The sequence below is a fragment of the Cryobacterium sp. BB736 genome, assembly GCF_014980265.1.
Lineage (GTDB): Bacteria > Actinomycetota > Actinomycetes > Actinomycetales > Microbacteriaceae > Terrimesophilobacter.
Genome location: NZ_JABXWQ010000001.1, coordinates 338,743 through 351,780 on the forward strand (window position 1 = coordinate 338,743; position 13,038 = coordinate 351,780).

12 protein-coding genes are annotated in these 13,038 nt (G+C 68.0%); 6 read left to right on the forward strand and 6 right to left on the reverse strand.

The genetic code is table 11. From position 1 onward, the window contains the following. Window positions 1-3 precede the first annotated feature (3 nt). The 3 genes from IRG63_RS01605 to IRG63_RS01615 all read right to left on the reverse strand — a co-directional run bounded on the left by IRG63_RS01605 (window position 4) and on the right by IRG63_RS01615 (window position 3,190). A complete protein-coding gene (locus tag IRG63_RS01605) occupies window positions 4-882 on the reverse strand; it encodes a carbohydrate ABC transporter permease (RefSeq protein ID WP_168628117.1) in 879 nt (292 codons plus the stop codon). Continuing rightward, the gene (locus tag IRG63_RS01610) at window positions 879-1,805 is read right to left on the reverse strand and encodes a sugar ABC transporter permease (protein ID WP_349236230.1); all 927 of its coding nucleotides are present in this window, start codon (window positions 1,803-1,805) and stop codon (window positions 879-881) included. Before IRG63_RS01610 ends, IRG63_RS01605 begins: the two co-directional genes overlap by 4 nt. Before the next feature lie 107 nt (window positions 1,806-1,912). Continuing rightward, window positions 1,913-3,190, reverse strand: coding sequence for a sugar ABC transporter substrate-binding protein (locus IRG63_RS01615; protein ID WP_168628118.1), 1,278 nt, complete (start codon window positions 3,188-3,190; stop codon window positions 1,913-1,915). Window positions 3,191-3,305: 115 nt separating this feature from the next. Here IRG63_RS01615 and IRG63_RS01620 point away from each other — a divergent pair, with 115 nt between their 5' ends. Next, window positions 3,306-4,175 (forward strand): SDR family NAD(P)-dependent oxidoreductase, encoded by an 870-nt coding sequence (locus IRG63_RS01620; RefSeq protein WP_349236231.1) that lies wholly within the window; start codon window positions 3,306-3,308, stop codon window positions 4,173-4,175. Window positions 4,176-4,183: 8 nt separating this feature from the next. After that, window positions 4,184-4,930: a FadR/GntR family transcriptional regulator gene (locus tag IRG63_RS01625; RefSeq protein WP_193509009.1), complete on the forward strand. Its 747-nt coding sequence runs from the start codon at window positions 4,184-4,186 to the stop codon at window positions 4,928-4,930. A 46-nt stretch (window positions 4,931-4,976) separates the two neighbouring features. Here IRG63_RS01625 and IRG63_RS01630 read toward each other — a convergent pair whose 3' ends face one another. Both IRG63_RS01630 and IRG63_RS01635 read right to left on the reverse strand, forming a co-directional pair. Beyond that, window positions 4,977-6,017, reverse strand: a complete 1,041-nt coding sequence (locus IRG63_RS01630) for a zinc-binding dehydrogenase (RefSeq protein ID WP_193509010.1) — start codon at window positions 6,015-6,017, stop codon at window positions 4,977-4,979. Beyond that, complete coding sequence (locus tag IRG63_RS01635) at window positions 6,014-7,009, reverse strand: sugar phosphate isomerase/epimerase (RefSeq protein ID WP_210422949.1); 996 nt, start codon at window positions 7,007-7,009, stop codon at window positions 6,014-6,016. Before IRG63_RS01635 ends, IRG63_RS01630 begins: the two co-directional genes overlap by 4 nt. 129 nt (window positions 7,010-7,138) lie before the next feature. Between IRG63_RS01635 and IRG63_RS01640 the strand changes: the two genes are divergently transcribed. Genes IRG63_RS01640 through IRG63_RS01650 form a run of 3 tightly spaced genes read left to right on the forward strand, consistent with a single transcriptional unit; the run spans window position 7,139 to window position 9,902 of the window. Beyond that, window positions 7,139-8,176: an Ldh family oxidoreductase gene (locus tag IRG63_RS01640; protein WP_193509011.1), complete on the forward strand. Its 1,038-nt coding sequence runs from the start codon at window positions 7,139-7,141 to the stop codon at window positions 8,174-8,176. Then, a complete protein-coding gene (locus tag IRG63_RS01645; protein ID WP_193509012.1) occupies window positions 8,173-9,111 on the forward strand; it encodes an NAD(P)-dependent oxidoreductase in 939 nt (312 codons plus the stop codon). Before IRG63_RS01640 ends, IRG63_RS01645 begins: the two co-directional genes overlap by 4 nt. 53 nt (window positions 9,112-9,164) lie before the next feature. Then, entirely contained in the window at window positions 9,165-9,902 is a 738-nt protein-coding gene (locus IRG63_RS01650; RefSeq protein ID WP_370566151.1) for an orotidine 5'-phosphate decarboxylase / HUMPS family protein, read from the forward strand. Window positions 9,903-10,003: 101 nt separating this feature from the next. Here IRG63_RS01650 and IRG63_RS01655 read toward each other — a convergent pair whose 3' ends face one another. After that, the gene (locus tag IRG63_RS01655) at window positions 10,004-11,425 is read right to left on the reverse strand and encodes a hypothetical protein (RefSeq protein WP_168628123.1); all 1,422 of its coding nucleotides are present in this window, start codon (window positions 11,423-11,425) and stop codon (window positions 10,004-10,006) included. Window positions 11,426-11,537: 112 nt separating this feature from the next. Here IRG63_RS01655 and gndA point away from each other — a divergent pair, with 112 nt between their 5' ends. Continuing rightward, window positions 11,538-12,980, forward strand: coding sequence for an NADP-dependent phosphogluconate dehydrogenase (gene gndA, locus IRG63_RS01660; protein ID WP_168628124.1), 1,443 nt, complete (start codon window positions 11,538-11,540; stop codon window positions 12,978-12,980). Window positions 12,981-13,038: the final 58 nt, after the last annotated feature.

The following is a 13,038-nucleotide window of genomic DNA, read 5'->3' on the forward strand; positions in this document are numbered from 1 at the left end:
CGTCTACCCCTTGGTCGCGCCGGCGGTGAGGCCGGACACGATGTACTTCTGCGTGAACAGGGCGATGACCATGATCGGCACCGTCACGACCACCGCGGCAGCCATCAGGCCACCCCAGTCGATGCTCGCATAGGCGACGAAGTCAAAGATCGCCACCGGCAGTGTCTTGGTGCGGGAGCCAGAGAGCACGAGCGCGAACATGAAGTTGTTCCACGAGAAGATGAACGACAGGATGCTCGCGGTCGCGATCCCCGGCACCGACAGCGGCAGCACGATGCGCATGAACGCGCCGATCGGGGTCAGCCCGTCGACCTGCGCCTGCTCCTCGAGCTCGATCGGGAGCGAGTCGAAGAACGACATCATAATGTACACGATGAGCGGCAGCGAGACGAACATGTGCGACAGGATCAGCACCTCGTAGCCGCCGACCATGCGCATGTTGGAGAAGATGAAGTACCACGGCACGAGCAGGCTGACGCCGGGGATGACGCGCGCGAGCAGCACGAGCGCAGCCGACTTCTTCATGACGAAGCGGCTCATCGAGTACGCAGCGGGCAGGCCGAGGATGAGCGACAGCACGGTCGAGCACAGGCCGATCCAGAAGCTGTTGAAGATGTACTGCGTGTAGTTGGCCTGGCCGAACACCGTCTCGTAGTTGCCGAGCGTGGGCGTGAAGTTGAACGCCGCCGCCGGGTTATAGATGTCGACGTTCGTCTTGAACGACGCAAGCAGCATCCAGATGATCGGCGCAACGAACGTGATGACGACGAGCACGAGCATCGTCACCCGGAACAGTTTGTAGCCGCCGCCGCGCTTGCGACGCTTGAGCGGCTTCGGAGCGGTGACCTCAGCGGCCACGGCGGGAGCTGTCGTGGTGGTCATAGCGAGCTCCTCTTCTTGCGCAGGGTCAGTATCCAGATGCAGCCGATGATCATCAGGAAGAACAGGATTAGCACCGTAGATGACAGCCCGTAGCGGTTGTAGTCGAAGCTGAGGCCGTACGCGTAGACGTTGAGTGTCTCGACCTCGTGGAACGAGCCGCCGCCCTTGCCCTTCGTCGCGTACAGGATGTCGAAGGTCTTGATGGCGTCGATGCCGCGCAGCAGGATCGCGGTGATAAAGGTCGGCATCACGAGCGGGAAGGTGATGTACCAGAACCGCTGCCAGGCGTTCGCGCCGTCGACGTGTGCTGCCTCCTCCGGCTCGTCGGAGAGCGAGGTCAGGCCCGCGAGCAGGATGAGCACCACCATCGGCGTCCACTGCCAGATGTCGACGAACATCAGGGTCGGCAGCGCGGTGTCCTGTCCGGACAGCCACGGCTGCGCCGGCAGACCCATCCACTTCAGCAGCTGGTTGGCGAAGCCGATGTTCGGCTCGAAGATGAGGCGCCACATCATGCCGACCGCGACCGGGGTGGCGACGAGCGGCAGCAGGATGGCGACGCGCACCCACTTCTCACCGCGGAACGGGCGCCACAGCAGCAGCGCGATCGCCATGCCGAGCACCATCTCGATGCTCAGCGCGCCGACCGTGAAGAACACGGTGCGTCCGACCGCGGGCCAGAACCGCTCGGTGTCACTGAGAACGGTGAGGTAGTTCTGGAGGCCGACGAAGTCCGACTCGGCGCGCACTGACCCGGATGCGTCGGTGACGCTCAGGTACAGGGTCCAGCCGACCGGGAAGACGATCATCAGGGCGACGAACGCCATGGCGGGGGCGGCGAGGACCCACTTACGGTGCTGGTTGGCCCAGCTGGAAAGCGAGTGCCCGATACCGGGTTTCCGGGTGGTGGCGGTAGCGCTCACGTCTCACCTCTCTTCCCGCAGGGCGTGGGGGCACTGGGGTAATGCAGTAGGGGGAATTGCTGGGGGTCGGGCAGGCAGTTGGCCTGCTCGCCCGACCCCCGAGGGTATTACTTGTTCTCGCCGTCCAGGAACGCCTGGAACTTCTCGTGCGCGTCAGCGATGACCGAGTCGACGTCACCGCCGGTGATCGCCTCGACGATCGGCGCGCCAACGATCTCGCGGGCCTCGGCAACCGAGATCACGAGCGGACGGTCGTAACCGACGCCGGTCTCCGAACCGATCGCGACCGCTTCGGCGAGCGCAGGCGGGAAGGATGCCGTGCCGGCCGGGTCGGCCCAGACCGAGTCACGTGCACCGGGCACGCCGGCCTCCTGGATGTCGAGCGTCATCTCGGGGCTGGTGGCCCACTCGATGAACTTCCACGCGTTGTCCTGGTTCGGCGACGCCTCGTTGATGCCGAGGGCCCACGATGGGACGTTGTACGGCTTGGAACCGGCAGGACCCGCCGGGAACGGTGCGAATCCGACACTGTCGGAGACGGTCGAGTTCTCGGCCTCGGTCAGGTTCTTGTACAGGCTGCTCGCGTCGGTGTAGAACGCGGCGTTGCCCTGCGCGAAGATCGCTGCGGCCTCGGGCCAGCTCATGTCGGTGCTGACGTTCTCGGGTCCGTAGTTGTTCAGCAGGCCGCCGTAGTACTCGTACGCCGCCTTGGCCTCGGGCGAGTCGATGACCGACTTGCCGTTCTTGATGAAGTCACCACCGAAGCTGTACAGGAAGCTGGAGAACTGGGTCACCGCGGCCGAGCGGGCGGTGCGCGCCACGAAGCCGGCGACACCGGGGTTGTCCTCGGAGATCACCTTGGCGGCGTTTTCGAGGTCATCGAGGGTTGCGGGCACGTCGAGCCCGGCCGCCTCGAGCAGGTCGGTGCGGTAGTAGAGGACTTCCTGCTCGGTGATCGTCGGAACGCCGACGACGGAGCCTTCCCAGGTCGTGGCACCGACCGGGCCGGACTGGAAGTCGTCCCAGTTCCAATCGGAGTTCGCGGTGACGCGGTCGCTGATGTCAGCGAGGTAGCCGTTCTGCGCGAAGAGCTTGCCCTCCTGCAGCGGGCGGTACATCATGACGTCGATCTCGTCGGTGCCCGCGTTGAGCTTCACGTTGTACTGGTCGGACAGCTGGTCCTCACCGAGCTGGGTGAGCTCGACGGTGAGGCCGGTGTCCTTCTCGAACTCGGAGATCCGGTCCTTGATGATGTCGGTCCAGACGTGGTTGGCGAGGGTGACGCGGACGGTATCCGAGCCCTCCCCCGCTGAAACGGAAGTGCAGGATGCCAGCGCACCCATGGCGAGAACGGCGGCCGCGGTTACCCCGACTGCCTTGAACATTGACTGATGCTTCACTGCATCTCCTCTTCTGTCTTGCGCGTGCTGTGTCGCGCATTACCCGGGGGTGGCATCACCCAGATGCCGAGAAGTAAGACTACTCTAATAAATCATACGAATGGTCATCCGAGACCGGAAAGTGATCCCGGCAAAGCAGCCGGACCAGAAGGGCACCACCGAAATGCAGATCGACCTCAGCGGCAAGTTGGCAATCATAACCGGAGTCGGAAAGGGCATCGGGCGAGCGATCGTCAGGACGCTCGCGGAAGAGGGCATGACCACGGTCGCGCTGGATGTCAGCGAGAGCGACCTCGCCGAGGTCGGCGATGAACTGGCCGGACTCGGCGTCCACCGCCAGTACCAGGTGGACATCCGGGACTCCGCCCGGATCGACGAGGTCATCCGAGCGGTGCGCGATGAGTTCGGCCAGATCGACGTGCTGGTCAACAACGCCGGCGTCGGCGGCAACGGCCCGATCGAGTCGCTGAGCGAGGAGGTCTGGGACTTCAGCCACGACGTGAACCTCAAGGGCACCTTCCTGATGTGCAAGGCGGTGATCCCGACGATGAAGGAGCAGAAGCGCGGGCGCATCATCAACGCGGCCTCGTTCGCGGCCATCGTCCCGAGTATCGGCAGCGTCGCCTACGCGACGTCCAAGGCTGCGGTCGCGCACTTCACACGCGGCCTGGCCGGAGAGCTCGGGCCGTGGAACATCACGGTCAACGCCTACGCGCCGGGGATGATCCCGACCACGCTCAACCACTTCGCCGAGCTGCCGCAGGAGCAGCAGGACCGCCTGCTCGACACGCTCAGCCTGCGCGAGTGGGGCAGCAAGGAGGACATCGCGAACCTCATCTGCTTCCTCGCATCCGATCAGGCGCGCTACATCACCGGCACGCTGATCGACATCAGCGGAGGTAAACTCGCCACTCAGATACCGCGCGTCGCATACGATAACGCCGCCGCGGCCGGCGAGTACACGTTCTAGGAGTGCGGATGTCTGAGCTGACCTCCCCTGAGATCCAAGCGCTTCGCTCGCGCTCGCGCATCGGCACCGGCCTGTATGCCCACGTCGTGGAAGTGCTCGGCCAGGAGATCATCAACGGCGACCTGCCGGAGGGCGCGATCGTCTTCGCCGACCAGCTGTGCGAGCGCCTCGGCGTCTCCCGGTCGGTGGTGCGGGAGAGCCTGCGCACGCTGAGCTCGATGGGGCTGATCGAGGCCCGACCCCAGGTGGGAACCCGGGTGCTGCCGGAATCGAGCTGGGACCTGCTGAACCCGCACGTGGTCAAGTGGCGCGGTCAGGGACCCGACTACGTGCGCCAGATGCGCGAGATGCTCGAGCTGCGGCTGGGTCTCGAGCGCACCGCGGCGCGGCTCGCGTCGAAGCGCATCTCGCCGGAGAACGCCCAAGCGGTCATGGCCGCCGCGCAAGCCATGAAGGTCGCGTTCGACGGCCACGACACCAGGCGGTTCTTCGAGGCGGATGCTGTCTTTCACCGGCTGCTGCTCGAGGGCACAGACAACTCGGTCATCGCCCAGCTCGCGGACACGATCGGCGCGGTGCTGCACGTACGCGGCGCGGACACCCGGCCGGGCATGCACGACCTGACGATCGAGGCGGTCGAGCGGCACATCGCACTCGCCCAGGCGCTGATCGATGGCGACACCGACCAGGCGCAGGCCTCCGCCCTCGAACTGGTCGAGGGCACGCTGCTGGAGTTTGGCGGCGACCAAGCCTGATGACGAGTCGGGCCCGATCAGCCGATCGGGCCCAGACCGTGCCTGTTCAGCCGGGCATCACCATGACGGACTTGATGTTCCGTCCCGACTCCATGTGCTCGAACGCCTGCTCCCAGTCCTCGAGGTCGTACACCCCGCCCAGCACCGTCGCGGTGTCCAGGCGACCGGTGGAGAACAGTTCGAGCACGCGCTCCCAGGTGGTCCAGGTGTGCGAGAACGAGCCGTAGAGGGTGACCGCCTTGGCGACGAGCGGGTCGAGGCTGAAGCCCAGCGGCTGCGGCCCCCATCCGATCTTCACGATCGAACCAAGCGGGCGCACCAGCTCGAGGCCCTGCTTCAGCGCCGCGCTCACCCCGGTCGCGTCGACCACCAGGTCGGCACCGAGACCGTCGCCGACGCTGCGAATGATGTCGGCCGGATCTTCCGTGGTGATGTCGACGGTGATGTCGGCGCCGAGCAGCTTCGCCTTCGCGAGCCGCTCCTTGTCGACCGGGGTGCCGAGCACGATCGTGGTGCCCGCTCCCCTGAGCTTGGCCATCTGCAGCGACAGCGCGCCGATCGCGCCGATGCCCTGGATGACGACGACATCGCCCGGGTTGACTGGCGCACGCTCGACGAGCGCGTTGTAGGCGACAGCGAACGGCTCGGTCATCGCGGCCTGCTCGAACGTGACGTTGTCCGGGATGCGGTGCAGCACGCGCGGCTCCGCCTGCAGCAGCTGGCCGAACGCGCCGTCGCGGATCGCGCCGTAGCCCTGCCGCTTCGGGCACAGGTTGTAGCGGCCCGTGCGGCACAGCGCGCACGTGCCGCAGATGGACGCCGCGGTCTCGCACACGACGCGGTCGCCGACCGCCCAGCCCTCGACGTCGTCGGCGACGGCCGCGATGACGCCGGCCGTCTCGTGCCCGAGCACGACGGGGAGCCGGGTCTCCCAGCTCTGCTTGTTCCGCCACATGTGGATGTCGGAACCGCATACTCCCACCGCGCGCGCCGCGATCAGCACCGTGCCGGGTGCCAGCTGCGGCTCGGGGACCTCCCTCACTTCGACGTCGCCATCCGCTTCGCCGAACTTGACGAGCGCCTTCACGCGCCCGCCTCCCGCTGCTTGGTGAGCGCCGGCTGGGCGAGGCTGGGCAGCCCCGCCGCGGCGCGTGCCCGCTCGTGGTTCTCGACGCGCACCGCGGTCGAGCCGCCGAAGTAGCGCTCGCGCGCCTCGCGCAGGTACTCGACCGACTCGAGCATCTCGCCCATACCGTTGACGCCGTCCTCGATGCTGATCCAGCCGTCGTAGCCGGCACCGCTGAGGGTCGTGAAGATGCGGTCGTAGTCGTTGAGGCCCTTGCCGATCACGCCGTGCTGCAGCAGCGGCGAGTAGCCGATGGTGCCGTCGCTCTGACGCAGGTCGTCGAGCGAGCCGCCTGGCGCGAGGGAACGGTCGGATGCCTGCATAGTCACGACCCGGTCGATGACCAGGTCGAGGAAGTCGGCCGAGTCGTCGCCGGCGACGATCGCGTTGGACGGGTCGTACTGCACGCCGAAGTGCACGCGGTCGTCGATACGGTTCACCAGCTCGAGGAAGACCTCCTTCTTCTGCGCGAACTCGGGGTACTTCCAGTGACCGTCCTTGTAGTGGTTCTCGATCGCGAGGGTGATGTCGAGTTCGCGCGCGAGCGGCAGCAGCGACTCGATCGCCTCCGTCACCCAGTCCAGTCCCTGCTCGAGCGAGACCTCCGGATGGCGCTGGCCGGACAGCACGCGCGTGCTCGCGCCGGGCCCTCCCAGCCGCGAGGTGATGCGGATCATCTCGGCCTCGCGGTCCAGCTCGGCCTTGCGCACCTCGGGGTCGGGGTTGGTGAAGTCGGGCGATGCGCACAGCATCGGCATCTCGAAGCCGGCCGCCGCCAAGTCGTCGCCGACGCGGTCGACGAAATCGTCGCCGGTCTCCCAGAACATGCCCGAGTAGAGTTCGAGACCGTCGGCGGGCAGCACACGCGCCTTCTCGATCCACTCGAACACGGTCATGGTGCGCTTGACCGCGATTGCGTCAAGGTCACCCTTCGGGAAGACACTGATCCTCATTGAAATACCCCGTTTCACAAGCCGCGCTTGCGCGCTGTACGAGATAAGTATGACGTATAGGATTAATGCCGTGCATCACGCGAATGGCGGCGATGCGCATCGGCGCAGACGAGAAGGGCTGAGCGGCCAATGGTCATCGACGCGAGCGAACTCGAACAATGGGCGACTCGGCTGCTCGAGCAGTGGGGCTACGCACCGGCGGATGCCGCTTACCTCGCCGGCTCCCTCGTTGACGCCAACACCCGCGGGGTGGACTCGCACGGTGTCGTGCGACTGCCGGCCTACGAGCGCCGGATCACCGCGAAGCTCGTCGACCCGACCGCGACACCCGAGGTCACGGTCAACGGCGCCATCGCGGTGGTCAACGCGAACGGCACCGCGGGACAGCTCGCCGCGCGCGCCGCAGTGGACGCGCTGCTCGAGACGACCGAGACATCCGGCGTCGGCACCGCCGTCGTGCATGGCAGCGCCCACTTCGGCACCGCCGGCTACTACGCCCGCTCGCTCGCGGCGCACGGGAGGATCGCGCTCGTCGTATCGAACTCGGAGCCGGCGGTTGTGCCGTTCGGCGGTCGAGACGCGCTGCTCGGCACCAACCCGTTCGCCTTCGCGGCCCCGACCACGGGCGACCCGATCAGCCTCGACATGGCGACCAGCACGAGCGCGATGGGCAAGGTGCTCATCGCCCAGGCCTCAGGCGCGCCGATCCCGGATACCTGGGGCGTCGACTCGACCGGCACGCCAACCACCGACCCGAACGCCATCCACGCGCTGCTGCCGGCCGGCGGGCCGAAGGGGTACGGGCTCGGCTTCCTCATCGAGATCCTCGCCGGCGTGCTGAGCGGCGCCGCGATCGCGCACGGCATCGGCAACATGTACCAGGACTTCAGCAAGCCGCAGGATGTCGGGCACTTCATGTTCGCCATCGACATCAAGCGCATCATGCCGCTCGACGTGTTCACCGAGCGGATGCGAGAGCTCATCGACGCAGCGCACGGCACCGCTGCGGCCGAGGGCCACAGCGAGGTGCTGGTCCCCGGTGAGCCGGAGGAGCGCACGCGCCGCGCACGGCTGAGCGACGGCATCCCGCTTGCCGATGAGACCGTGACCGAGCTGACCGAGCTCGGCCGCACCTACAACACCGAGTTCCCCGGAGCCGCAGCATGAAGGTCCTCCTGCCCACCTCGCTCGAACTGACGTTGGACGCTGACGGCGTCGAGCCGGTGCTCTACGACCCCAGCCTGCCGGTGCCCGCAGAGCACGAGGACGCCGAGGCGCTGGTCGTGTGGGGCAACCCCGACGACCAGCTGCGCGATGCCGCAGCGCGGCTTCGGTCGGTGCGGCTCGTCCAGACCCTCGCCGCTGGTCCGGATGCCGTGGTCGCCGCCGGATTCGTCGACACCGCGCACATCGCATCCGGGCGCTCACTGCATGACCGGCCGGTGACCGAGCACGCGCTCGCGCTCGTGCTGGCCGCTGCGCGCCAGCTGCACACGCTGGTGCGGGCGCAGCTGGGGCACCGCTGGGCCTCCGAGCTCGGCGGGATGCAGCCGGAGAAGAACCCGGAAGTGTTCACGACACTGCGCGACGCCAACGTGCTGATCTGGGGCTTCGGCGGCATCGCGCGCACCCTCGCGCCGCTGCTCACCGCACTCGGCGCGAACGTCACGGGAGTCGCGACGACGGCACGCGAGGACTCTGGCTACCGGGTGATCGCGGTAGATGACATCGAGTCCGAGCTGCCGAAGGCCGACGTGCTGCTGATGATCCTGCCCTCGGTCGCATCCACCCGGCATGCCCTGAGCGCGCAGCGGATCGCCCTGCTGTCGAAGCACGCCTGGCTAGTCAACGTCGGCCGCGGGTCGACCGTCGACGAGGATGCCCTGATCGACGCGCTGGCCGCGCGCCGCATCGGCGGTGCCGCCCTTGATGTCACGAGCGTCGAGCCGCTGCCGCCGAGCTCGAGGCTCTGGGACCTGCCCAACGCGATCATCACGCCGCACGCCGCGGGCGGGCGACCGCTCGGCGCCAGCGCCCTGATCAGCGAGAACATCGCGGCGATCGCGGCCGGGAACGCGCCGCGCAACCTCGTCGAGCGCTAGCCAAGCCGCATCCGTCAGTCGAGTCTTCTCTTCGCGAAAAACAAAGGAGAACCGTGTCAACGTCGATCCGCGACATCACCCGCGAGACCCTCGAGCGCCCGCTCGTGCAGATCTCGCTCGACCTCACCAACAACGATGAGGCGCTGCGCACCGCCGCGATCGCCGTCGAGGCCGGTGCCGACTGGATCGAGGTGGGCACGCCGCTGGTGCTCGCGGAGGGGCTGCACTCGGTGCGGGCGCTGCGCAAGGAGTTTCCGGACCACCCGATCATCGTCGACCTGAAGACCATGGACGGCGGCTACCTGGAAGCCGAGATGATGGGCGACGCCGGCGCGGACGCGGTCATCGTCATGGGGCGCGCGCACGATGCGACCATCGCGCGCGTGATCGAGGCGGGAGAGAAGTTCGGGATGCTCGTGATGGGCGACGACCTGGGCGCACCGGATCGGGTCGCCGAGTGCGTGCGGCTCGAGCAGCTCGGTGTCGGGATGGTCATCCACCACATCGGCTATGACCACCGCGGGATGCACCCCGAGCTCGGCCTGACTCCGCTCACCGACCTGCCGGCGATCGTGGCAGCCACCACGGTCCCCGTGCAGGCGGTCGGCGGCTTGAGCATCGAGCAGGCGGTCAGCTGCCCGGAGATAGGGGCGCCCATCGTCGTGTTCGGCGCGCCGCTCGCGATCGACGGCGAATCGTTCAGCGCGGCGAGCGGCGACCTGCTCGGCGTGCTCACCGAGGCCTGCGCGCGCGTGCACGCTGCGCCGATCGTGTACCCGGCGACAAGCTGACCGAATTCGAGGAGCAACTACTCCCCCGTCGACGAAAGATCCTTGAAACCGCGTCGGCAGACCCATTCCTCCTCGAATCGCGTCGCGGCTGCCCGCTGTTCTCAGCCGAAGAAGTCGCCGAAGTCGCCGAGGTCGCCCAGCCCGTCGAGCAGGCCGCCGATGGCCAGGCCGCCGAGAACGCCGCCGATCACTCCGGAACCACTGGAGCCGTAGCCACGCGGGGCGCCATAGCCATAGCCCCCGTACTGGGCCGCCTGCATGTGCTCAAGGTCGGCTCGGGCGATGGCTGCGGCCTCCGCCGCCAGGGCGGCCGCGCGGCGGGCACGCCTGATCGCGGGCTCAGGCTCCCGCTCTGTCGGAAGCTCAGCGAGTTCACGCTCCGCCTCGGCGAGACGGGTTCGGGCATCCGGACCCACCGGTGCCCCGTAGTCCAGCACGAGCCCGCGCGCCGCGGCGATCTGTCGTTCGGCGTCATCCATCGCGGTGACGAGCTGCGCACGCAACCGCTCACGCCGATCCGCCTGCTGGGTGTGCTCCGCAACCGCATCGTCCAGCGCGGTGTTCGCCTGGCGGATGGCCGAGAGCGCGCCCACCGGATCGCGGAGCGAGCCGGGTGCCGGCAGGCTCGCCAACGCGCGCTCGAGGCGCTCGATCGCCGGATCGATGGTGGCGCGCCGCGTCGCTTCAGGCAGCTGCCGGGCCGCGGCCAGTTCGGCGTTCGACTCGGCGACCATCGCGGCGAGGGCAGCCTCGGCCTTGATCGCTTCGACCTCGAAACTGTCGACGGCGTCGACCAGCGCCTCGGCGCGCTGCGTCGACTCGGCAGCCGCCCGCAGCGCCGCTGAAGCCTCGGAGCCGCGGGACGCGGTCAGGCGGGCATCCGCCACCTCGGTGCTGCGCTGGGCGAACTCGAGCAGTTGCTCGGCCTGATCCGCGTTTGCCGCGATCGGGTCGAGCGCGCCCGCGGAGTACCGCTCGGCGAGGCTCGCGAGGGTTGCCCGGGCGGACGGCAGCGACTGCCGGATGCGTTCGACCTCCGCCCGCACGCGGTCGATCTCGGACGGGACCCTGTGCGCTTCCGCACGGCGGGCGGCGAACGCGTCGGACTGCTCTCTCAGCGAGGATTCCGCCGACTGGCACAGGGAGATGATCCGCTCGTTCCAGTCCCGCCGCTGCTCGTCGGTGTCCGGCACGTGATCGCTCAGGCGCTGGTTCAACTGGAACGCCTCGCTCAAGCGCTGCTTGGCGCGCTGCAGCGCCGCCCCGAATTCGGCGGCAGCGGCATCGCCGAACTCGGCAATCGCGAAACCCAGGTCGTCGCTGGCCAGGCGGACACGCTCGTCGGCACGCACGAGCGCGGACCCCGCCCGCTGTTCCAGTTCCGCCAGCTGCCCGGCGACCTGACGCTCCTGCTCGATCCGCTGCTGGTTTCTGCGGGCACGCGAGCGGAGCACCGCGACGGTGATGGTGATCCCGACGGCCAGCGGCGCCGCAATGACCAGGAGCAGCACGACCAGATCCATGGAGCGATCCTAGCCAGCCAGCATCCGCGGACCACCCGGTCGCAAGGCTCGCGCGATGTAGCACCCACTCGCGCCCTACTAGCCTTGAGGAGAGACCGATCAGGGAGCGAGCATGGACAACACGGGCAAGGCAAACATCGGCGTCGTCGGCTTGGCGGTGATGGGCTCCAATCTTGCCCGCAACCTCGCCAGTCGCGAGGGCAACACGGTCGCGATCTACAACCGTTCACCGCAGAAGACCCGCGAACTGGCGTCCCAGCATCCGGAAGCCGGGTTCGTGCCCAGCGAGACGATCGAGGAGTTCGCGGCGTCGCTGAGCCGCCCGCGAACCGCGATCATCATGGTCAAGGCCGGGGAGCCGACGGATGCCGTGATCGACCAGTTGGCCGCGGTGTTCGAGCCCGGCGACATCATCGTCGACGGCGGCAACGCGCTGTTCACCGACACCATCCGGCGCGAGAAGGCCATCACCGAGACCGGGCTGCACTTCGTGGGCGCCGGGATCTCCGGCGGCGAGGAGGGCGCGCTGACCGGGCCGAGCATCATGCCGGGCGGGTCAGCCGAGTCGTACCGCACGCTCGGACCGATCCTGGAGTCGATCGCCGCGCGCGTCGACGGCGTGCCGTGTGTGACGCACGTCGGCACTGATGGCGCAGGGCACTTCGTGAAGATGATCCACAACGGCATCGAATACGCCGACATGCAGCTGATCGCCGAGGCCTACGACCTGCTGCGCCACGTCGCGGGTCACTCCCCCGCGGCGATCGCCGACATCTTCGCCGAGTGGAACAAGGGCCCGCTGGAGTCGTACCTGATCGAGATCACCGCCGAAGTGCTGCGCCAGGTGGATGCCCGCACCGGCAAGCCGTTCATCGACGTCGTGCTCGACGAGGCCGGGTCCAAGGGCACCGGCGTGTGGACCGTGCAGAACGCGCTCGACCTGGGTATTCCGGTCGGCGGGATCGCGGAGGCGGTGTTCGCGCGCGCGGTGTCCAGCCATCCGGAGCAGCGCAAGGCGGTGCAGGCGAAGGTCGACGCCCGCCCGGAGACTGCTGTCGTCGGGCACACCTTCGAGGAGGATGTGCAGGCTGCGCTGTACGCGTCGAAGATCGTCGCGTACGCGCAGGGCTTCGACGCGATCCTCGCTGGTGCCGAGAAGTACGGCTGGGAGATCGACCCCGGCGCGATCGCGACGATCTGGCGTGGTGGGTGCATCATCCGGGCGCAGTTCCTGAACCGCATCGTTGACGCGTACGCCGCGAACCCGGATGCGCCGACCCTGCTCGCCGACGACTACTTCATGCAGGCGATCAAGGACGGCGAGGTCGCCTGGCGGCGCGTGGTGTCGACCGCTGCGCTGTCGGGGGTGCCGGTGCCCGGGTTCGGGTCTGCGCTGGCGTACTTCGACTCGCTCGCGTCCGAGCGGCTGCCCGCCGCGCTGGTGCAGGGGCAGCGGGACTTCTTCGGCGCCCACACCTACAAGCGCGTCGACATGCCGGGGACGTTCCACACGCTGTGGAGCGGCGACCGCACCGAGGAGCAGCTCGAGGAGTAGCGCCAGCATCCCGAGGGGTCACATAGCGCCCTTCACTGCGGCACGAAGGGCAGTCCTC

What these genes read in the sequence shown, in the direction of transcription:
- IRG63_RS01655 (WP_168628123.1), bottom strand. Translation starts at nt 11,425, where the DNA reads ATGGATCTGGTCGTGCTGCTCCTGGTCATTGCGGCGCCGCTGGCCGTC.
- gndA (WP_168628124.1), top strand. Translation starts at nt 11,538, where the DNA reads ATGGACAACACGGGCAAGGCAAACATCGGCGTCGTCGGCTTGGCGGTG.
- IRG63_RS01625 (WP_193509009.1), top strand. Translation starts at nt 4,184, where the DNA reads ATGTCTGAGCTGACCTCCCCTGAGATCCAAGCGCTTCGCTCGCGCTCG.
- IRG63_RS01620 (WP_349236231.1), top strand. Translation starts at nt 3,306, where the DNA reads ATGGTCATCCGAGACCGGAAAGTGATCCCGGCAAAGCAGCCGGACCAG.
- IRG63_RS01635 (WP_210422949.1), bottom strand. Translation starts at nt 7,009, where the DNA reads ATGAGGATCAGTGTCTTCCCGAAGGGTGACCTTGACGCAATCGCGGTC.
- IRG63_RS01605 (WP_168628117.1), bottom strand. Translation starts at nt 882, where the DNA reads ATGACCACCACGACAGCTCCCGCCGTGGCCGCTGAGGTCACCGCTCCG.
- IRG63_RS01645 (WP_193509012.1), top strand. Translation starts at nt 8,173, where the DNA reads ATGAAGGTCCTCCTGCCCACCTCGCTCGAACTGACGTTGGACGCTGAC.
- IRG63_RS01640 (WP_193509011.1), top strand. Translation starts at nt 7,139, where the DNA reads ATGGTCATCGACGCGAGCGAACTCGAACAATGGGCGACTCGGCTGCTC.
- IRG63_RS01615 (WP_168628118.1), bottom strand. Translation starts at nt 3,190, where the DNA reads ATGTTCAAGGCAGTCGGGGTAACCGCGGCCGCCGTTCTCGCCATGGGT.